Genomic DNA, 20935 nt, shown 5'->3' on the forward strand with positions numbered 1-20935 from the left:
ATTGAAAGCATGGCTATTGAATCAATTGGTAATCAAACGTCAATTATGGCGAACCCGGGCTATCGAAACGCACTGGAAACAACGCCTGCTCAAGCAAGCAGTTCTTTTTCTGCATGGCTTAATGATGCTGTAGGAAGCCTTAATGAGACCCGTACAGCCTCAGAAAACATGACGACAGCGATGGCGCGCGGTGAAGATGTTGATCTTCATCAAGTAATGATTGCAGGCCAAAAAGCGTCTGTCGCACTGGAGACAACTGTTGAAGTTCGTAATAAAGCGATCGAGGCGTATCAGGAAATAATGCGAATGCAGGTTTAACTAACTTACTATGTATATCGTCTGGTTTCCCGGACTTTAAAGAGTTTAAACGTGGAAAGATTAATTGCACCAGTTGACGAGCGTCGGTGAAGTGGGAGGAAGCATGAAAGAGCAGCTATCACAGACCGGAACGCGATTCAAAGAGTTCTGGCAAACGCGAACAAAAAATCAAAAAAGCTTAATGATCGGTACACTGATTCTGATCGTTATAATAGCCGCTGCTATCTCATGGGCGGGCTCACGAACACACTATGTGCCGCTTTACACGAACATGACGATGCAGGAAGCAGGGGAAGTAAAGGCAACACTTGACGGCCGCGGAATTGCAAACGAAGTTTCAGCTGACGGGACAGTCGTATCAGTGCCTGACCGGATGGTAGATGATCTGAAAGTGTCCCTTGCAGCAGAAGGAATACCGCGAACCGGACGAATCGATTACAGCACCTTCAGTGAGAATATGGGTTTTGGAACGACAGAAAATGAATTTCAGCTGCTCGAACGTGCTGCTCTGCAAACGTCGCTAGAGGATTTGATTCGAAATATTGACGGGATAAGTCAGGCGCAGGTCATGATAACGATGCCAGAAGAAAGCCCTTGGCTGGCTGAAGAGGATGGTGCTTCTACAGCTTCCGTGATGGTCAATGTGCAGCCGGGTGCTTCACTTGATGAAGCCCAAATTCGCTCCCTCTATCACCTTGTGTCACAGAGTGTGCCCAATTTGGCTGTCGAAGATGTCGTTATTACCGATCAAATGTCCAGGCATTTGGAGTTTGATTCGCAGGATGGGAGCAGTACAGGTACAGCTTATGAGCAGAATCGGGCCGTACAGCGGGATATCGAACGTGACATACAGCGGGAACTGCAGCAGATGCTCGCGACCATTATGGGGCCGAATAAAGCGGTCGTATCGGTTTCTACCGATATTGATTTCACTCAGGAGAACAGGCAGGAAGAGCTTGTCGAGCCTGTTGATGAAGACCTGAACGAAGGAATTGCTATCAGTGTTGAACGAATCACAGATATTTATGAAGGACTCGACCCAGAGGACGGCGGGGTACCAGGTACAGATGAAGACGATGTGCCAGGCTTTCCCGGCTTTGCCGGGGGAGGCGCTTATGGTGATTCTGAACGGATAGAAGAAAGAATCAATAACGAGGTGAACCGGATCTCGAGAGATATTGTTGAAAGTCCTTATAAAATAAGGGATCTTGGCATCCAGGTTATGGTGGAACCACCGGACCCTGAAGACATGAACTCGCTGCCGCAGGCACAATTGAACGATATTCAGGCGCTCGTCAGTCAAATTATCCGCACGTCGGTGGACAGCGAGATGACTGCTGAATGGGATGAACTGGATATTGAAGAACGAGTTTTAGTATCGGCAATGCCGTTTCATGGAGCACCCGAAATGGAAGAGCCGGGCGGAGGCCTTTCGCTTTGGATGATCGTTTCGGTACTGCTTGTTCTGATTGTTGCACTGCTTATTTTTCTTCTTGTTCGTAAAAGCAGAGACACAGATGACGTGGAAGAAACAGGTTTTATTCAGGAGGAATATGAGCTTCCGCCTCTGGAAGAGCGTGAAGATGAATCGACGACTCGAAGAAAACAGCTGGAAAAACTGGCCAGAGAGAAACCGGATCAATTTTCGAAGCTGATCAGAAGCTGGCTGTCGGAAGATTAAAAGGAGGAGCGTATCATGGCAAAGCGAAAAGAATTGACCGGCCGTCAAAAAGCGGCCATCCTCCTCATCTCAATGGGTCCGGACGTTTCAGCTCAGGTGTATAAACATTTATCTGAAGAAGAGATTGAAAAATTAACGCTGGAAATCGCCGGTGTGAGACGAGTGGAGCAGGAGCAAAAAGATGAGATTCTGGATCAGTTCCATAAGCTGGCAGTCGCACAGGAATATATTTCGCAGGGCGGTATCGGGTATGCAAAGGATGTGCTGGAAAAAGCGCTCGGCGGTGAAGAAGCCGATGCTATAATCAGCAGGCTGACGTCTACTTTGCAAGTACGTCCGTTTGACTTTGCAAGAAAAACGGATTCGATGCAAATTTTCAACTTTATTCAAAATGAACATCCTCAGACAATCGCCCTGGTACTCTCATACTTGGACAGTGAGCAGTCTGGACAAATTCTGTCTGCGCTGCCGCAAGAGCTGCAGGCGGATGTTGCTAAACGAATTGCGATTATGGACAGCACATCACCTGAGATTATTCATGAGGTTGAATCCATTCTTGAGAAAAAGCTGTCTTCGACAGTCACACAGGACTTTACGGAAGCAGGCGGAATTGAATCTGTAGTAGAAGTGCTGAACAGCGTGGACCGAAGCACAGAACGGACTATTTTAGATGCGTTGGAAATACAGGATCCAGAGCTCGCAGAAGAAATTAAAAAGCGTATGTTTGTATTTGAAGATATTGTCACTCTCGATAATCGTTCGATTCAGCGCGTTATCAGGGACGTGGAAAACAACGATTTACAGCTTGCTCTGAAAGTGGCTAGCGAGGAAGTGAAGAACATTGTTTTTACAAACATGTCGCAGCGAATGTCCGAAACATTCCAGGAAGAAATGGAATTTATGGGACCCGTCAGACTGCGTGATGTGGAAGAAGCGCAGACACGAATTGTCGGTACAATCAGGAGACTGGAGGAATCTGGTGAAATAGTCATAGCCCGCGGCGGAGGAGATGATATCATTGTCTAGCATTATTCGGAAATCCGGACTTCCAAGCTCCTCTGTTAAAATCATTCGCCCCTTTGAAATGTCGGCAGCTGAAGAAGCTGCCGCTTCTCTGGAAGCTCCTGAAAAAGCCGAAAGAGAGATCGTTCAGGAACAGATGCAAGATATTTATTTACAGCAGGAAGAGCTCAACAGCCAAAAGCGCGAAGTCAATGAGCGTTTGTCGTATTTGGAATCCGAGATGAAGGAAAAGGCGCAGCAAATGTATGAAGAGGCAGAGAGAGAAGGCTTCCATGCAGGATTTGAGGAAGGCAGTGCGCAAGCAGCTCAGAATTGGAAAGAGCAGATCGCTGATGCTGCATCCATCGTAGAACTTGCTTTCACGGAACGAATGCATCAGCTGGAAGAATCGCAAACGGATGTCTTAAAACTTGCTTTTCATCTTGCAGAGAAAATAATCGGCTGTGAGCTGAAGGAACGTAGCTTTTATGTTGACATGACAAAGGCAGTGTTAAAAAGCAGAAGCTGGACAGAAACTGTTACCGTTTATGCTTCTCAAGCAGATTATGCGCTCATCTGTTCTCAGCGAAATGAACTGGAGGAAGCAGCCGGGCCTGCAGCGGAGCTTATATTGCTTCCGGATCCGGATCTGGATGCCGGTGGTCTCGCGATTGAAACAGAGACTTCCCGCATTGATGCAGGGGCAGACGTGCAGTTGAACGAACTGAAGAAAAAACTATTTGCAAGCAGAGCGGCCATCACATGAGCAGCCACATCGCCAGCCTGATGCAAATCGTCGATCGCAGCTCTTCGTTTGTCGAATACGGAAAAGTTCGCCAGGTAATCGGATTGATGATCGAGTCCGCCGGCCCCGTAGCTTCTATCGGTGATGTTTGCTTTATCTCTACTTCTGCAGGTCAGAAAATTCCAGCTGAAGTTGTGGGGTTCCGGAAAGGAAGTCTCCTGCTGATGCCATACGATAGAGTAACGTCCGTTGCACCAGGAAATCTAGTGAAAAATAGCGGCAGCCCGTGGAAGGTTCCTGTAGGAACAGGACTTATCGGCACCGTCCTGGACGGGCTGGGCAGACCGCTGGAAAAAGGAGATCCGATATTTGGATTAACAAATATTTCGACGGATAATAACCCCCCTTCTCCTTTATCAAGGCCGAGAATTGAACAGGTTCTCCCGATAGGTGTAAAAGTGATTGATTCACTTTTTACGATTGGAAAAGGTCAGCGGCTTGGTATTTTCGCTGGAAGCGGCGTTGGCAAAAGTACGCTGCTCTCCATGATAGCGAAACATTCAGATGCAGATATTAACGTAATTGCACTGATCGGGGAACGGGGGCGGGAAGTCAAGGATTTTATCGAACGGGATCTGGGACTGGAAGGTATGAGCAGGACGATCGTGGTAGCAGCAACCTCAGATCAGCCGGCGCTGATGCGTGTAAAGGGAGCTATGACCGCTACCGCAGTTGCTGAATACTTTCGAAACAGAGGCATGCACGTTAATTTAATGATGGATAGCGTAACGAGAGTAGCAATGGCGCAGCGGGAAATAGGCCTGGCAGCTGGTGAGCCACCGGCAACCAAGGGATATACACCGTCCGTATTTGCTATGTTACCTAGACTTCTTGAACGAAGCGGGACAAGTAAAAACGGCTCTATAACAGCCTTCTATACGGTTTTAGTTGATGGAGATGACTTCAACGAACCAATTGCAGACACGGTCCGCGGAATCTTGGATGGCCATATCGTTCTCGACAGAGAACTCGCAAACCGCGGACATTTTCCGGCTGTGAACGTTCTGCAAAGCATCAGCCGGGTGATGAACGAGTTATGTACTCCGGACCATTTGCGCACCGCAGAGGAATTCAGGCATCTGCTGGCTGTATATAAAGAGCATGAGGATCTCATCTCAATCGGAGCCTATAAAAAAGGTGCTAATTCGCATGTAGACCGGGCCCTCAAGCTTTACCCGGATTTGATGGAGGCTGTCAAACAGCAGGCGGATGAGCATTTGTCCTTTCCTGAAGCAGTTGAAGCCCTAACTGAAGTCGTTTACAAAGGAGCTGCACAAACTTGACGTTTACGTTCTCACTTCGAAAAGTGCAGGAAATAAAAGAAAACGAACGAGCTGATGCGGCGGCTGCATTTGCAAGAGCAGCTGATCACTTTGAGGAATGCGGCAGCCGTTTGTTTGAGTCACTAAAAAGAAAAGAAGTATTAACGGACAAACAAAATGTCTCTTTGACAGGGGGGATCAGGGCGGAAGACCTCGTTCAGTTTCGTCAGGAAATGGATTACCTGGAGAAAATGATAGCCACGCTGCAGCGCGAAACACAGCATGCGCGCCGCCACATGCAGGAAAAAGAAAAGGTTCTGCAGCAGCTGTCGCAGGACGTTCGAAAATTCGATGTGCTGTTTAAAAAAGAATTAGACCGGTTTCAATTGGAAGAAAAACGGCTTGAGCGGCTTAACATGGATGAAATATCAATGCGCCAGTTTTCACGAAAGATGAGTTGATCAAACGATGCCCGCTGTTAAAGAAAAAAAACAGAGCAAACTGCAGCTGATTTTTATGGTAGTGATTATTCCTGTCTTGTTTGCCGTTATGCTGGCAGGAGTAGTCATGTACTATCTCGGTTTTCAACCAGTTCAATATGCTGCTGATTTTACCGCTTCTTTGTTCAGTGAAGAAGAAGTCGATGAAGAAGAGGAAGCAGTGTTGCACCATGAGAATCAGGAACTGCAGCGACGTATTGAGGAATTGGAATTAGAGCTGGAAGAAGCGCTTGCTGCTGCTGAAGAGGAAGAGCCCGAATTCGAAGAAGAGGAAGATGAAGAGGAAGATGAAGATTCCAGTCAGGCCCTTGAAGAACTGGAGGATATGATTCGTACGCTTCAACTTATGACTGCTTCGAGAGCAGCGGCGATCATGGAAGAAATGACGCTTGAAGAGGCAGTAACGTATTTTAGGGGGATGCAGGTGACAAGCAGGGCCGAGATCCTCTCCAGAATGGAGGAAGATCAGGCGGCAGCGATCATCAATGCACTGTCGAGCGAATAATCAGTGATCTGATACCGAAAGGAGGTGAAAAAATGCTCATACAGCTTATGCGAACAGTAATGACAGAAACGCCGATTCATTCTAAAGACGATGCATCATCTGAGCACGCTTTTATGGACTTGCTTCAGCTTGCGGAAGAAAATACGGGCGAGCCAGTAGAGGAGCTGATGTCAGAAGAGTTACTGGATGAAGCTGATGTTCCACTCCTGATGCTGCCGAGAGAGGCGCAAACAGTAATCAGGGAATTGTTGGAGAGGCTGCAGGAGGAACAAGGTGTTTTTACCATTGATGCAATATCCGGAGAACTGATTTTAGAGCAGCCTGTTGATGGAGAACAAAGAAAACAGCCTGTCGACACGGAGAATCAAACGCTCCTGCACCAAATCGAACAGCTGATCAGCGGTGAAGTCGATTCGTTGGACCTGGTAAAGCTTGAACGAGTGGCAGCTGAAGTACTCTACAGTGCTATAAAGGACTCAGCAGCTCTGGAGCTGTTCGCAGAAGAAGTAACCAAGTGGATCGATATGCAGGATGCCACTGGTGAGCTGAAGGAAGTCAACCAGCTGCTGACAGTGAAAGAAGCTGAAGCTCTTTTAGTACTGATTCAATCAGAATTGAAACAACACGAACCTGTCAGAGCGCCCGAACAGGCATTTATTTTTAGACGGCCAGGAGAACAGACAGCAGCTCGACCTGTTCTTGAAGAACCGCTTCCGGTGATGAAACAAAAAGCCCCTGTGAAACCCGTCAAATCAGAGGCGTTCTTACATCATAAGCCGCTCCCGGATATCCGTGTTCAAACGTTTGTCCCGCTTTCCATGCAGGCAGCCGTTACGGAAAGCACCGGGAGGCAGGAGACGATGATCAAGCAATTTGAAACGCTGGTGAAACGACTGCAAGTACAGCAGATGCAAAACGGAGCGCAGCAACTTACAATCCGTTTGCATCCACAAAGCCTCGGCAGACTGGAAGTTACACTGCAGCAGGTAAATGGTGTCATGCAAGCCAGAATCATGACATTTACCTCGCAGGCCAGAGAAGTGATGGAGCAGACTGTGCATCAGCTTAAACAAGCCTTTCAACAGCAGAATTTACAGTTGGACCGCATTGATATTCAACAGTCTGTACAGCAATGGAAAGAACATCAGGAGTCTAAACGCCAACAGCAGGAGCCAAACCTTGAAGCTGCTCAGGAAGATGAAGAGGAGCAGGATACAGATTTGGATTTCAGCGAGCTGATGGCATCCTTATTAGAGGAGGTGAATGACTAATGCTTCAATCGGCAGGAACAAGTCCTCAACCTGTATTCTACGAAGATTTAGTTAAACAGAAAAAGAACCAGGCGCCGCAGCAGGATTTAGACCGAGATGCATTTCTTAAGATTCTTTTGACGCAGCTTCAAAATCAGGACCCAATGAATCCAATGGAAGATAAAGAGTTTATTGCTCAAATGGCCCAGTTTTCGACACTGGAGCAAATGACGAACTTGAACGAAACAATGAGAAAAATGTTTGAAAGCCAGCAGCAGAATGGTTTTGTTTCGCACAGCGATTTGATCGGTCGGGAAATTACGTATGAAATGGAAGACGAAGAAGGCCGCAAATCAGAAAAAACAGGAATAGTAGATTCCGTTTTATTTAAAGATGGGCGAGCGATGCTTGCAGTCGGAGAGGAAAAGATACCGACCTCCAGCCTTCGATCTGTTAATCAAATGTAAAGGAGAGGGACAATGACCAAGATCATGCCCCATCATCTCCAGTTTCCGCCGCCTGGAGCATTGAACAAACCGGAGCAAAACGGCAGAGCCGACTTCAAAGCAGCTCTACAGTCTGCAGAATCAGGTATTCAGCTGAGTAAACACGCAGCAAAACGAATGCAGGAAAGAGATATATCCATTTCTTCGGATACTTGGAGAACGATGGATCAGAAACTGTCCGAAGCAGAACAAAAAGGAGTAACCGACTCCGTTGTTATAACGGCTGACGCTGCACTGGTTGTTAATACGGCCAGTAAGACAGTCATCACTGCAGTCGAACGCGGCGAGAGCAACGGAAGTATTTTCAGTAATATTAACGGCACCATCATTTTATAGTCGGCTGGACCTTCGGGAAGCCGATGCGCTGCTGACTGACAGATGCAGCGCCTACATTCGAAAGGGGATAGCATACGATGCTTCGATCATTATATTCCGGTATTGGCGGGATGGGGAACTTCCAAAACAAGCTGGACGTTATCGGAAACAACATTTCAAACGTTAACACACACGGATTTAAAAAAGGACGGACGACTTTTAACGACCTCGTCAGTCAGCAGATGCAGGGGGCCGGTGCTGCCGGTGCTCAACGAGGCGGAACAAACCCGCAGCAGATTGGCCTTGGCGGCGGCATGTCAACAATCGATACGGTTAATACGCAAGGCTCCCTTCAAACCACCGGCCGCGATCTTGATCTGGCGATTTCCGGTGACGGCTACTTTGTCGTTCAGGACGGCGATCAGATGATGTACACCCGCGCCGGCAACTTTTACCTGGATTCAACCGGAACATTAGTGAACGGTGACGGGCTAAGCGTAATGGGTGTCGGTCCAGGAAATGACGCTGATGCCTTCGGGGAGGGAGCGCTTGGTCCACTGACTATTCAAGCAGGTGCAGCAGCTGGTGATATAGGAGCTGATATCGATGATGCGGAGGCAACGCTGCAAAGCTTCAGTATCGCACCGTCTGGAGAAATTAACGGAGTATTTTCAAATGGTCAGTCTGCTGTACTCGGGCGTATCTCCATGGCAAACTTTGCTAATCCGGGTGGACTGAATAAGGCAGGCAACAATACGTACGCCGTCACGGCGAACTCTGGTGATCCGCAGTTTGGCACGCCTGGTACTCAGGGGCGCGGCGAATTAGTCGGTGCTTCTCTTGAAATGTCGAACGTCGATCTTTCCGAGGAATTTGCCGAAATGATTATTGCTCAACGTGGATTTCAGGCGAATACACGAATGATTACAACATCAGATGAAATCCTTCAGGAGCTCGTTAATCTGAAGCGTTAAATATAACTAACGGCGAACCGGGCAGCAGTTCTGCTGCTCCGTCGTCTTAATTGGAGGTGGCTGAGTGATTGAACTGACCCGTTTAAACAGCCAGCCATTTATGCTGAACGCCCTGTTCATTGAACAAATTCAGTCTTTTCCAGATACAACGATCACCCTGATTAACGGAAAAAAACTGGTCGTTTTAGAAACAGAGCAGCAGATGGCTGAAAAAATAAAGAGATTTTATCAAGAAGTCGGACTGGCTGGAACAGCAGCCGGACTCGTGTTGGAAGGGGAAAAAAATGCTTCAGAATAGGCTGCTGAACGTGACGCTTATGGTGCTGGCTGCTATGACCCTGATCGGTATCATTACATTCTTTTTATACACACAATTTTTCGAAACGAGCGTCGAGGGAGAAGAAGAACCGAAAGTTGAGGAAATTGTAAGCAGGTCGCTTGAAACGGAAGAGATTACGACAAATCTGTACTCAAATCAGATTATTCGTTCATCGTTCGTTCTGCAGGCAGACAGTGAAGATGCAAAAGCAGAGCTCGAAATGAGACAGTTTCAAGTAGAAAACATTATTATCGGACAGCTTTCCGACAGGTCTGTAGATGATTTTCGCGGATCTGAAGGAATTCGTAACTTAGAAGCCAGCATTCGGGAAGAATTAAATCAATTGATGACAGAAGGCAATGTCGTAGAAGTTTATATGAATCAGAAAGTGATTCAATAAACCGGTTTTACAATAAGGCGAGGTGTTTGGCATGGCAGATGTGCTCTCACAAAGTGAGATCGACGCTCTTCTCTCTTCGTTATCTACTGGAGAAGTAGACGCAGACGAGCTGAAAAAAGAAGAAACAGAAAAGAAAATAAAAGTCTACGACTTTAAGCGGGCGCTCCGTTTTTCAAAAGACCAGGTCAGGTCGATAACGCGCATTCACGAAAATTTCGCCAGGCTGCTGACCACCCAGCTTTCCGCTCACCTAAGAACGTACGTTTCGATCTCGGTAGCTTCTGTCGATCAGCTCCCTTACGAAGAGTTTATCCGGTCGGTTCCGAAGATGACGATTTTAAACGTGTTTGAACCATTTCCGCTTGATGGACGCTTCGTAATGGAGATGAACCCAAACATTGCCTACGCAATGCTCGACCGCATGCTCGGCGGACGAGGAGAACCATATAACAAGGTTGAAAATCTGACGGAAATAGAAATTAAAATCATGACCCAGCTGTTTCAGCGTATGCTGGAGGTTTTCCGCGAGGCCTGGCTCTCAGTGGAAGAGTTCGATCCTGTGATGGAGGACGTGGAGGTCAATCCTCAATTTCTTCAACTGGTTTCTCCAAATGAAACGGTTGTCGTTATTTCATTTTCAACCGCAATTGGAGAAGCATCCGGGATGATCAATATTTGCCTTCCGCACGTAGTCATTGAATCAATCCTTCCGAGATTGTCGATTCATCTATGGATGCAGGAGAAGCAAAAGGAGCGTAATGAAGAAGAGCTGCAATCATTGGAGTGGCATGTGAAAGGCTCCCAGGTCCCCTTCATCGTCGAGCTGGGCAGGACCGATGTCACCATTGAGGAGTTTTTATCGCTCGGCGGCGGCGACATGATCGAACTAAATCAAAAATACGATAGACCGCTTACGGCCAGAGTTGGCGAAGAATCCAAATTTAAAGTGCAGCCAGGTAAAATGAAACAATCACTTGCTGTACAGGTCACGGAAGTACTGGAGGGACTGGATAATGATGAATGACGATATGCTTTCACAAGACGAAATAAATGAATTGTTGAACGGCCTGGATGAAGAGGAACCCGATCCGGCACCTGAGCCTGAAGCCGAAAAGAATCCACCAAAAGAAGCAGGGCTCGATGCGATAGAAGAGGATGCGCTGGGCGAAATCGGCAACATAGCATTTGGAAGTTCGGCTACTGCACTGTCTACGCTACTTAATCAGAAGGTCGACATTACAACTCCAAAAGTACAGATGGTTGCCCGTGAATCGCTGCAGCAGGAATTCCCAAAACCGCACGTTGCTGTATCTGTCGAGTACACGGAAGGGTTTGAAGGCGTGAACCTTCTCGTAATTAAAACGAAGGATGCTGCAATCATTGCAGACCTGATGATGGGCAATGATGGGATGAACGTAGAAGAACAGCTCGGCGAAATGGAAATGAGTGCCGTACAGGAAGCGATGAATCAGATGATGGGTTCAGCCTCCACCTCCATGTCGACGATATTCAATCAAAAAGTAGATATATCGCCACCGGGCATTTCTATCATGGATCTGCAGGAGGATCCGGATGGCGCGGAGCTTCCGGATGACGATCAGCTCGTACAAATATCATTTGATTTAAAAATCGGAACACTCATCGATTCGAAAATTATGCAGCTGTTTACCCTGTCGTTTGCAAAAAACATGGTGCAAAAGCTGATGAACCCTGCTGCACAGGATATCCCGGATGAGGTACTGGAAACGGTAACGGAGGATCAGCCGGCAGCTGCCGCTGAACCTGAAAAAGAAAGCAGGACGCCTGCGGAGAGCGCGCGCTTAAATGAACCCAACCATCAGCCTCAGCATGTCGGTACAAGGCATCCGCAGCGGGAAGCAGATATTCATGAAGCAGCCTTTACAGATTTTTCAGGTCCGCAGTTAAGCGATCAGGAAACAAGAAATCTGGAAATGCTGATGGAAATACCGCTTGAAGTTACGGTTGAGCTGGGCAGAACGAAGCGCTCCATCAAAGATATTTTGGAGTTCTCAAAAGGATCGATAGTTGAACTGGACAAGCTGGCCGGAGAACCGGTAGATATTTTAGTGAATCAGCGCCTGATTGCAAAAGGGGAAGTCGTCGTCATCGATGAAAACTTCGGTGTGCGCGTACTGGATATTGTCAGCAAAGAAGACCGAATGAAAAATTTACGCGGATAGCGGATGAGGAGAATGGACAATGGGAAAAAAAGTACTCGTAGTAGATGATGCGGCATTTATGCGGATGATGATTAAGGACATTTTAGAGAAGAATGGATTTGTGATAGCGGGTGAAGCAGCTGATGGGGCACAGGCTCTTGAATTGTACAAGGAGCTTTCGCCAGATCTCGTGACGATGGACATTACGATGCCGGAGATGGATGGAATTTCTTCATTGAAAGAAATAAAAAAGCATGACCCGGATGCGAATGTGATTATGTGCTCTGCGATGGGACAGCAGGCAATGGTAATCGATGCGATCCAGGCAGGTGCGAGAGATTTTATCGTAAAGCCGTTTCAGGCAGACCGGGTGCTCGAAGCCATTAATAAATCGGTTGGGTAATACAGGGGGCGTGTAACGTGCGGGTACTATTCTTAATCAGCATCATCCTGCTCTTTCCTGCTACCGCTTGGGCGGAGTCGGAATACGGTGAGCAAGAGCAAAGCGTGCTTGAAGGACTCCAAAACGGGAGTACGGAAAATGAAAGCGGAGATCCTCAGGGAGAGGAAAGCTGGGATGAGGTAGAAACGCCTCTTCCTGTTAACGGTGACAATCAAGGAAGCGGCATGTTTATGATGACGCTGCAGCTCTTTGGCGGATTGGCTGCAGTGCTGGCGCTGCTTTATTTTGTCTTAAAGCTGGTTAACAAAAAAGCGAAAAATTTCAGCAGCACACGCGGACTTGTCAATGCAGGAGGGGTCGGCATCGGGACAAATAAATCCGTACAGCTTGTAAAAGCAGGCGACCGGCTCCTTGTACTGGGAGTGGGAGACACCGTCACGCTGTTAAAAGAAATTACGGATGCGGAAGAAATCGAAAAACTGCTGGCTGATGAGCGTTCGGATTTTTCGGTTTCGAAGCAAGCAGTGGCAGGCTGGTTTTCGAGAAAAAAAGAGAATCCATATGCTGCGGACAGCGGAGAGCAGTTCCCTTCTTTTCTTTCCAAAGAGCTCGATCGCGTAAAGCAGTCTCACAGTAAAGTGAAAGAGGCGCTGGAGGCTCGTAAAAAATGATGACAGCATTTATTGAAATACCAGCTCTGGATATTTTCAGCCAGGACGGTGAGAATCTAACGTCCACCGTGCAGCTGCTTTTGTTACTGACGGTTCTGTCTATCGCACCGGCGATCTTAATATTAATGACGAGTTTTACGAGAATCGTTATTGTGCTGTCATTTGTCCGTTCCGGACTCGCAACACAGCAGATGCCGCCAAACCAAGTCATCGTCGGACTGGCTCTTTTTCTTACATTTTTTGTGATGGCTCCGGTCTTTTCGGAAGTAAATGAGAATGCCCTGCAGCCGATGTTTGATGGAGAGCTCACTCAGGAGGAAGCTTTCGAAGAGGCTGCAGCACCTATGAAGCAGTTCATGGCCGAACATACGCGAGAAAAGGATTTGGCGCTGTTTATGGGATATGCCGGGGAAGAGCGACCGGAAACGCTGGATGATATTCCGTTAACGGCTCTGGTACCTGCGTTTGCCATCAGCGAATTGAAAACGGCTTTTCAAATCGGGTTTATGATCTTTGTTCCCTTTCTCGTCATCGATATGGTCGTCGCAAGTGTACTCATGTCAATGGGGATGATGATGCTTCCGCCTGTGATGATCGCACTGCCGTTTAAAGTATTACTCTTTGTAATGGTCGACGGCTGGCATTTAATTGTACGATCGCTATTATACAGCTTTTAGGAGGTTTACGCATGAGTCAGGAAATGGTGCTCGGCTGGGCAGAACAAGGCGTGTTCGTCACGCTCCTTATAGCAGCACCGCTGCTGCTGACGGCGCTCGCGATAGGACTCGGGGTCAGTATTTTTCAGGCAACGACTCAAATACAGGAACAAACGCTGGCTTTCATTCCGAAAATTGCAGGGGTCATGATCGCACTGATTGTGTTTGGACCGTGGATGCTGACGCAGCTGCTTACATTTGCTGAATCAATTTTCAGCAACCTGCATCAGTTTATCGGATAGCCATGGAGTGGTTGGAATGGTTTCCGGCATTTCTGCTGATTCTTGTCAGAATGTCAGCCTTTATGATGACGCTTCCGTTTTTCTCCTATCAAACAGTCCCGGGTCAACTGAAAATAGGCGTCGCTGTATGTATGTCATGGATTATATTCTTTACAGAAGATTGGCCGGTTCTGGAAATAGACTACAGTTATTTTTTACTCGTCTTAAAGGAAGCGCTTGTCGGTCTCACAATCGGGCTAGTCGCAGTCATTTTGTTGTATGCAGTACAGATAGCTGGTGGATTAATTGACCTTAAACTCGGATTTTTAATTGCAAATGTGGTGGATCCTCAAACCGGAACCCAGTCGCCGCTGCTAGGAAGCTACTTGTATACATTTGCACTGCTGTTTATTTTAGCAGTAGACGGCCATCACCTGATGATTGACGGAGCCTACTTCAGCTATCAATATATTCCGCTTGATCAGCCATTTTTGCCGTTCGGAGATGAAAGACTTATCGATTTTATTATCGTCACATTCAGCACAATGTTTATTATCGCGTTTCAAATGTCGATGCCTGTTGTGGGATCCATTTTTCTAGTTGATGTCGCACTCGGCATGATTGCACGTACCGTGCCGCAGGTGAACGTTTTTGTTGTTGGGCTTCCACTTAAAATATTTCTGGGACTGATCGTGCTGATGCTGACGATGGCACCGTTTTTGATGCTCGTCCAGCATCTGGTTGATACGACGATAGAAACGATGCGTACACTTATGCAGATATACGGAGGCGTCTAATGCACCTGCAGCTGGATCTTCAACATTTTGCACAAGAAAAAACCGAGAAAGCGACGCCTAAGAAAAGGCTGGAATCAAGGAATAAAGGACAGGTTGCGAAAAGCACGGATGTGAATACGGCATTTATTCTTATGCTGGTATTTTTGCTTTTCTGGCTCATGGGAAGCTACATTACACAGGAACTCATGGCGATGCTCCGCTTTACGTTTACGGATTTCATGCTGATGGAGCTTACAGAAGAAAATCTGCATATGCTCATGCTCGAATTTTCTTTTCAGGCGTTTTTAATCACGGCACCGGTTATGCTGGCAGCCGGAGCAGCCGGTGTCGCGGCAAATCTCTTGCAGGTAGGCGTGCTGTTTGCGCCGGAAGCAATAAAAATGAAGCTTGAAAAAATTGATCCGATTAAAGGGTTTAAGCGAATTTTTTCAATCCGGGCACTCGTTGAATTTTTAAAATCCATGATGAAAATTCTGCTCGTTGGAATTGTTACTGGAGGTGTCATGTACTTTTTTATTGATGACCTGCTCCGGCTCGGATTGTATTCCATACGGGATGGCATGATGTTGATAGGCAGGCTGATCGTGATTATGGGCCTGGCGGTAGCGTTTCTGCTGATCTTTCTGGCGATCCTCGACTATATGTATCAGAAATACGATTTTGAAAAAAACATCCGCATGTCAAAGCAGGATGTCAAGGATGAGTATAAAAAAACAGAGGGTGATCCGCTCATCAAATCAAAAATTAAAGAGAAACAGCGTCAGATGGCGATGAGCCGAATGATGCAGGAGGTACCGAAAGCGGATGTTGTTATTACGAACCCGACGCACTATGCAATTGCGCTGAAATATGATGAGAACGCCATGGAGGCACCTGTCATAACCGCAAAAGGGGTTGACTATATCGCGCTGAAAATAAAGAACACGGCCAGACAGCATGAAGTTGTCATGGTGGAGAACAGACCGCTTGCGAGAGCTCTGTATGCAGAGGCTGAAATCGGAGATCAGGTACCGGAAGATCTTTTTAAAGCCGTAGCAGAGGTATTAGCCTATGTGTATCGCATTCAGCAGAAAATCTGAGCGGAGTGAAGGAGATTACACGTCATGCCATTAAAAGATCTAAGCATATTGTTGACTGTTATTTTAATAGTGATCATGCTGATCATTCCGCTTCCAACAGTCATTATTGATTTTCTGATTATTATCAATATCACCTTCGCTCTGCTGATTATTCTCGTATCGATGAATACAAGAGAGCCGCTGCAGTTTTCAATTTTTCCAACGCTGCTGCTGTTAGTCACGTTGTTCAGACTGGGGTTGAACGTTTCCACCACCCGGGCAATTCTCGGTAACCAGGGAGACGCCGGAAACGTGATCGAAACATTCGGACAGTTTGTTGTCGGCGGTAACGCCTTAGTCGGCTTTGTTGTATTCGTCATTCTTGTCGTCATTCAATTCATCGTTATCACAAAAGGAGCGGAGCGTGTCTCAGAAGTAGGGGCGCGATTCACCCTGGATGCGATGCCTGGAAAACAGATGAGTATCGATGCTGATTTGAATGCAGGTATGATTTCTGACATAGAAGCAAAGGAACGCAGGCAAAAAATTGAACGAGAAGCTGATTTTTACGGCTCGATGGATGGAGCCAGTAAATTTGTAAAAGGAGATGCGATCGCAGGAATCGTGATCGTCATCATTAACATTATTTTCGGACTGGTAATCGGCATGCTGCAGGAGGGGCTTGCCCTTGCAGAGGCTGCCAACAAATATACACTGCTGACAGTCGGAGACGGCCTTGTCAGTCAAATACCTGCGCTGCTTATTTCCACAGCTACCGGGATCGTCGTCACAAGAGCAGCTTCCGAAGGCAACCTCGGTCATGACGTAACGACGCAGCTGTTTGCTTATCCAAAAATGCTTTACGTAGCAGGTGCAACAATTGCGGCGCTAGGTATCTTCACACCGATTGACCTGCTCGTCACGACCTCTATTGCAGCTGTACTCGGGATAGGCGGCTTTATGCTCGTCCGGTCGCAGCTGGCAGAAGAAATGTGGAAGGATCCTGACGACAGTCCACCGCCGGAAACAGAGGAAGATCTTACCTCACCAGAAAGTGTCGTAAATTTATTGCAGGTAGATCCAGTGGAATTTGAATTTGGCTACGGCCTGATTCCGCTTGCAGATACAAACCAGGGCGGCGATCTTCTGGACAGAGTAGTCATGATAAGGCGTCAGCTGGCGGTAGAAATGGGAATGGTCGTTCCGGTGATCCGGATTCGAGATAACATTCAGCTTCAGCCTAACGAATATGTTATTAAGATTAAGGGCAGTGAACTGGCACGTGGAGAGCTGCTGCTTGACCATTATATGGCGATGAGTCCTGGAATAGATGATGAGCAAATTACAGGAATTGATACAATAGAACCTGCATTTGGACTACCGGCCCTGTGGATTTCTGAGGACATGAAAGAACCCGCTGAACTATCAGGCTACACGGTGGTTGACCCTCCTTCGGTTGTCTCCACTCATCTGACAGAAGTTATCAGAAAGCACGCCCATGAGCTGCTCGGCCGCCAGGAAACAAAGCAGTTGATAGACCATATGAATGAAAGCTATCCAACACTCGTAGAAGATGTGACGCCGACACCGCTTTCTACGGGAGAGGTACAAAAGGTGCTGAAAAAACTGCTGCAGGAAAAAGTGTCAATCCGAAACTTGCCTGTCATCTTTGAAGCTCTTGCAGACTACTGCAGAATGACGAAGGATACAGATGTTCTGACAGAGTATGTGAGGCAGGCCCTGTCCAGACAGCTTTCGGCTCAATACGCATCAGAAGGAGAGCCGCTATTTGTCATGACGGTTAGCGGCTCAGTTGAAAAAATGGTCGCAGATGCCGTGCAGCAGACGGAACACGGGGCTTTCTTAAACCTTGATCCGGAAAATGCGCAAAAGCTCGTAGAAGCCGTGATGCAAGAGTCAGAAAAAATGCAGGAAATGGGGCGTGCACCTGTTATTCTCTGTTCACCAGCTGTCCGAATGTATATTAGACATCTGATTGAGCGGTATCTTCCGCAAGTACCTGTACTTTCCTACAACGAACTGGAGCCCGATATTGAAGTGCAGAGCACAGGGGTGGTGAATGTGAAATGAGAGTAAAGAAATATACAGCTCCTTCCATGGGAGAAGCAATGGCGAGAGTGAAGCAGGACCTGGGGATACACGCCGTGATTCTGCATTCAAGAAAACGGAAAACGGGAGGCATATTTGGTCTCTTAGCCAAAACAATTGTTGAAGTGACAGCTGCTCATGATCCTGATCCAGGAGTAGGAAAGCCGCAAAAAACGGTGAACCAAGTGAACCGATTGAAAATGGAAGCGCCTGCCAATGCACCGGATGAGAGTATCAGCGCAGGAGAAATGAAAATATCCTCGCCGGATGCGATAGGCAGCTGGCTGCAACGGTTACAAAAAGCAGGTCTCGGTGAAGCAGAGACAGAAAAGATAAAGGATAAACTGTTTCGAGTCTGGTACTCCGCTGATGCTGAGCCGGGAGCTAAAGCATTAGAGTCAGCTGTGAAAGAAGCTGTTTCAGAACTGATTCCTACGCCTGTTCCGGCTGTAGAAGCACGATTTGTGCAGGTATTCGGTCCAACTGGGGTTGGCAAAACGACGACATTAGCTAAACTGGCTGCCAAAACTGTTCTCCAAGATAAAAAAAGGGCTGCTTTTATTACGGCTGACACATATCGGATAGCGGCAGTAGAACAGTTAAAAACCTATGCAGAGCTTCTTGAAATTCCAGTTGGAGTAGCATACTCAGCTGAAGACATTCAGCGGTTTCGAAATCAGTTCAGCGACTATGATCATGTATTTATCGATACCGCCGGTCGAAATTACCGTAACACACATTATGTAAACCAACTTCAGGACATTCTCGGTGACGATTCCGATTCGGAACGGCACTTAGTGCTTTCAGCCACTTCGAAGCTGGAGGATATGGAAGCGGTCGTTTCGCAATTTGCCCATGCCCAGCCGGATTCGCTTATTTTAACGAAATTTGATGAAACAGTGACTGCAGGGGCAGCAATCAGCATCGCCTGTTCAGCTGGTATTCCGGTGAGTGTGATGACGACCGGACAGAATGTCCCGGATGATCTGCTTTCAGCGGACAGAGACAGGCTTACAGATCGGCTGCTGGACTGGAGGAACGAAACGTGAATGATCAGGCGTATATGCTTAGAGAAAGAATGCGGATGCAGCGTCAATCCACTGCGAAGCCGGTCAGAACTACGGCGATCTGCAGTGGAAAAGGTGGAGTCGGAAAATCGAATATGTCAGTGAATCTCGGCTTAGAGTACGTTAATCGAGGTGAAAAAGTTCTTTTGATGGACTTGGATATTGGCATGGCTAACGTACACCTCCTTTTAGGAACTGAAGCGAAAGGAAGTATTGTGAAAATGCTTGATGACGAGCTTGCCATTCAAGAGGTCATTTCCTGTCACGATTCAGGTCTCCATTTTATCAGCGGAGGAAGTGCGCTTAAAAAACTTTTTTCGCTTGATGAAGCCAAACAGCATCGTTTTAATCAGCAGCTTGAAAAACTCGAAGGAATGTACGACCGGTTCATTTTCGACCTCGGAGCTGGAATTACGTTCGAAAGCCTGCAGTTTTTGAAGGCAGCTGATGATGTGCTGCTCGTTACGACGCCGGAGCCCACCTCTGTAACGGACGCGTATGCTGTCCTGAAATTTATCAGTCAGCTTGAAGAAGCAAGACCGGTTTCCATTCTTGTCAACAGAGCGTCAACTGAAAAAGAAGGAAAACGAACAGCAGACAGTCTCCGTCATGCCGCTTTGAAGTTTCTGGCTTTTCCTGTGGCCTTTGCAGGCAGTATTCCGGATGACGCAGCAGTAGCAAAAGCAGTGAAAACCCAGCTCCCTTTCATCCTTCATGCACCTGCGACCAAAGCTTCCAAAGCAGTTAAGCAGGCAGCAGATACGTTAGCGGGTGAAAAGAAGCAGACGTCCTCCTCTTTCACCGAGCGGTTGAAGACGTTCTTTCTGAGGGGGGAACGACCGTGACGCATCATAGAGTATTAGTAGTCGATGATTCGGCCTTTATGAGAAAGGTGATTTCGGACGCGATCGAACTACTGGCTGATTTTACGGTCTGCGGGCGGGCGCGAAACGGGAGAGAAGCAATAATTCAAGCTCGTCTCCTGAAGCCTGATATCATTACGCTTGATGTTGAAATGCCGATTATGACTGGTCTCGAAGCGCTTCCTGAGTTGTTGAAAACAGCTCCGGTTAACGTCATTATGGTCTCCAGCCTGACAAGCTCCGGAACGGAAGAAACGATGAAAGCACTGTCTGCCGGCGCTGTCGATTTTATCGCTAAACCAGACAATGGAATCTCTTCAGTGGATCGTCTTTCTGAAGAGTTAGCGTGTAAGCTTCGGGCTGCAGCGGAAGCACAGTATCGTCCAGTCTCACTTTCTGCACCAGTGAAACGAGTTCCAAACGTTCAAAGCTCCGGGACTTCTGAACGAGCTGTCGTTATCGGCACCTCCACAGGAGGACCAAAAGCACTGCAAATGGTGCTGCCGCTGCTCCCGAAAGACCTGCCTTGTCCTGTTTTCATCGTTCAGCACATGCCTGCAGGCTTCACTGCTTCTCTCAGCAAACGGTTAAATAATCTGTCAGCAATTACTGTGAAAGAAGCAGAATCTGGTGAAATTGCTAAAAATGGTGTTGCGTATATTGCTCCGGGAGGATACCATTTAACTATGATTAGAAAAGGGACTAATGTATCATTACAATTAGATCAGGAAAAACCTGTACATGGACATCGTCCAGCAGTTGATGTGTTGTTCACTTCCGCAGCTAAGGCGCAATTTGAGCATGTCACGGCCGTTATTTTAACTGGCATGGGAAAAGATGGGGCCGAAGGATTGAAGCAAATTGCTTCTCACAGTCCTTATACATGTCTCTCTGAATCAGAAGCATCATGCATTGTTTATGGTATGCCGCGTGCAGCTGAGTCTACAGGACTAGTAACAGCCGTTCATCATTTGCATGAGATGGCTGCTGAGATTGTCAGACGATGCTGAATT

25 protein-coding genes are annotated in these 20935 nt (G+C 47.2%); all 25 read left to right on the forward strand.

Going from position 1 to position 20935, the window contains the following annotated elements; all coding sequences use genetic code 11:
• The first annotated feature begins 9 nt into the window (after positions 1-9).
• The 25 genes from fliE (at position 10) to ACFO4L_RS03395 (ending at position 20932) form a co-directional block, all read left to right on the forward strand.
• Positions 10-318, forward strand: coding sequence for a flagellar hook-basal body complex protein FliE (fliE, locus tag ACFO4L_RS03275; RefSeq protein ID WP_377908226.1), 309 nt, complete (start codon positions 10-12; stop codon positions 316-318).
• A gap of 103 nt (positions 319-421) precedes the next feature.
• Positions 422-1999, forward strand: coding sequence for a flagellar basal-body MS-ring/collar protein FliF (fliF, locus tag ACFO4L_RS03280; protein ID WP_377908227.1), 1578 nt, complete (start codon positions 422-424; stop codon positions 1997-1999).
• Positions 2000-2014: 15 nt separating this feature from the next.
• Positions 2015-3025: a flagellar motor switch protein FliG gene (gene fliG, locus ACFO4L_RS03285; protein WP_377908228.1), complete on the forward strand. Its 1011-nt coding sequence runs from the start codon at positions 2015-2017 to the stop codon at positions 3023-3025.
• Positions 3018-3767, forward strand: coding sequence for a FliH/SctL family protein (locus ACFO4L_RS03290; RefSeq protein ID WP_377908229.1), 750 nt, complete (start codon positions 3018-3020; stop codon positions 3765-3767). The genes fliG and ACFO4L_RS03290 overlap by 8 nt, the downstream gene beginning before the upstream one ends.
• Entirely contained in the window at positions 3764-5089 is a 1326-nt protein-coding gene (fliI, locus tag ACFO4L_RS03295; protein ID WP_377908230.1) for a flagellar protein export ATPase FliI, read from the forward strand. The genes ACFO4L_RS03290 and fliI overlap by 4 nt, the downstream gene beginning before the upstream one ends.
• Positions 5086-5529, forward strand: coding sequence for a flagellar export protein FliJ (gene fliJ, locus ACFO4L_RS03300; RefSeq protein ID WP_377908231.1), 444 nt, complete (start codon positions 5086-5088; stop codon positions 5527-5529). Before fliI ends, fliJ begins: the two co-directional genes overlap by 4 nt.
• A gap of 7 nt (positions 5530-5536) precedes the next feature.
• A complete protein-coding gene (locus ACFO4L_RS03305; protein WP_377908232.1) occupies positions 5537-6073 on the forward strand; it encodes a magnesium transporter MgtE N-terminal domain-containing protein in 537 nt (178 codons plus the stop codon).
• Between the two features lie 32 nt (positions 6074-6105).
• Entirely contained in the window at positions 6106-7344 is a 1239-nt protein-coding gene (locus ACFO4L_RS03310) for a flagellar hook-length control protein FliK (protein ID WP_377908233.1), read from the forward strand.
• The gene (gene flgD / locus ACFO4L_RS03315; protein WP_377908234.1) at positions 7344-7790 is read left to right on the forward strand and encodes a flagellar hook assembly protein FlgD; all 447 of its coding nucleotides are present in this window, start codon (positions 7344-7346) and stop codon (positions 7788-7790) included. Before ACFO4L_RS03310 ends, flgD begins: the two co-directional genes overlap by 1 nt.
• 12 nt (positions 7791-7802) lie before the next feature.
• A complete protein-coding gene (locus tag ACFO4L_RS03320; protein WP_377908235.1) occupies positions 7803-8165 on the forward strand; it encodes a TIGR02530 family flagellar biosynthesis protein in 363 nt (120 codons plus the stop codon).
• A gap of 77 nt (positions 8166-8242) precedes the next feature.
• Positions 8243-9118: a flagellar basal body rod protein FlgG gene (gene flgG, locus ACFO4L_RS03325; RefSeq protein WP_377908236.1), complete on the forward strand. Its 876-nt coding sequence runs from the start codon at positions 8243-8245 to the stop codon at positions 9116-9118.
• Between the two features lie 64 nt (positions 9119-9182).
• The gene (locus ACFO4L_RS03330; RefSeq protein WP_377908237.1) at positions 9183-9416 is read left to right on the forward strand and encodes a flagellar FlbD family protein; all 234 of its coding nucleotides are present in this window, start codon (positions 9183-9185) and stop codon (positions 9414-9416) included.
• Positions 9403-9837, forward strand: coding sequence for a flagellar basal body-associated protein FliL (gene fliL, locus ACFO4L_RS03335; protein ID WP_377908238.1), 435 nt, complete (start codon positions 9403-9405; stop codon positions 9835-9837). Before ACFO4L_RS03330 ends, fliL begins: the two co-directional genes overlap by 14 nt.
• A 31-nt stretch (positions 9838-9868) precedes the next feature.
• Positions 9869-10861 (forward strand): flagellar motor switch protein FliM, encoded by a 993-nt coding sequence (fliM, locus tag ACFO4L_RS03340; protein WP_377908239.1) that lies wholly within the window; start codon positions 9869-9871, stop codon positions 10859-10861.
• Positions 10854-12038 (forward strand): flagellar motor switch phosphatase FliY, encoded by a 1185-nt coding sequence (gene fliY, locus ACFO4L_RS03345; RefSeq protein ID WP_377908556.1) that lies wholly within the window; start codon positions 10854-10856, stop codon positions 12036-12038. Before fliM ends, fliY begins: the two co-directional genes overlap by 8 nt.
• A gap of 19 nt (positions 12039-12057) precedes the next feature.
• Entirely contained in the window at positions 12058-12420 is a 363-nt protein-coding gene (locus tag ACFO4L_RS03350; protein WP_377908240.1) for a response regulator, read from the forward strand.
• A gap of 17 nt (positions 12421-12437) precedes the next feature.
• The gene (locus tag ACFO4L_RS03355) at positions 12438-13091 is read left to right on the forward strand and encodes a flagellar biosynthetic protein FliO (RefSeq protein ID WP_377908241.1); all 654 of its coding nucleotides are present in this window, start codon (positions 12438-12440) and stop codon (positions 13089-13091) included.
• A complete protein-coding gene (gene fliP, locus ACFO4L_RS03360; protein WP_377908242.1) occupies positions 13088-13768 on the forward strand; it encodes a flagellar type III secretion system pore protein FliP in 681 nt (226 codons plus the stop codon). The genes ACFO4L_RS03355 and fliP overlap by 4 nt, the downstream gene beginning before the upstream one ends.
• Positions 13769-13779: 11 nt before the next feature.
• Positions 13780-14049: a flagellar biosynthesis protein FliQ gene (gene fliQ, locus ACFO4L_RS03365; RefSeq protein ID WP_168004625.1), complete on the forward strand. Its 270-nt coding sequence runs from the start codon at positions 13780-13782 to the stop codon at positions 14047-14049.
• Between the two features lie 2 nt (positions 14050-14051).
• Positions 14052-14825 (forward strand): flagellar biosynthetic protein FliR, encoded by a 774-nt coding sequence (gene fliR / locus ACFO4L_RS03370; protein ID WP_377908243.1) that lies wholly within the window; start codon positions 14052-14054, stop codon positions 14823-14825.
• The gene (gene flhB, locus ACFO4L_RS03375; RefSeq protein ID WP_377908244.1) at positions 14825-15904 is read left to right on the forward strand and encodes a flagellar biosynthesis protein FlhB; all 1080 of its coding nucleotides are present in this window, start codon (positions 14825-14827) and stop codon (positions 15902-15904) included. The genes fliR and flhB overlap by 1 nt, the downstream gene beginning before the upstream one ends.
• Positions 15905-15928: 24 nt before the next feature.
• A complete protein-coding gene (gene flhA / locus ACFO4L_RS03380; protein ID WP_377908245.1) occupies positions 15929-17974 on the forward strand; it encodes a flagellar biosynthesis protein FlhA in 2046 nt (681 codons plus the stop codon).
• Positions 17971-19041 (forward strand): flagellar biosynthesis protein FlhF, encoded by a 1071-nt coding sequence (locus ACFO4L_RS03385; RefSeq protein WP_377908246.1) that lies wholly within the window; start codon positions 17971-17973, stop codon positions 19039-19041. The genes flhA and ACFO4L_RS03385 overlap by 4 nt, the downstream gene beginning before the upstream one ends.
• Positions 19038-19904 carry a MinD/ParA family protein gene (locus tag ACFO4L_RS03390; protein ID WP_377908247.1) on the forward strand — a complete coding sequence of 289 codons (867 nt, stop codon included), beginning with the start codon at positions 19038-19040 and terminating at the stop codon, positions 19902-19904. Before ACFO4L_RS03385 ends, ACFO4L_RS03390 begins: the two co-directional genes overlap by 4 nt.
• Positions 19901-20932 (forward strand): protein-glutamate methylesterase/protein-glutamine glutaminase, encoded by a 1032-nt coding sequence (locus ACFO4L_RS03395; RefSeq protein WP_377908248.1) that lies wholly within the window; start codon positions 19901-19903, stop codon positions 20930-20932. Before ACFO4L_RS03390 ends, ACFO4L_RS03395 begins: the two co-directional genes overlap by 4 nt.
• The last annotated feature ends 3 nt before the right edge of the window (positions 20933-20935 follow it).

The organism is Bacillus daqingensis (assembly GCF_042654445.1).
Lineage (GTDB): Bacteria > Bacillota > Bacilli > Bacillales > Salisediminibacteriaceae > Alkalicoccus > Alkalicoccus luteus.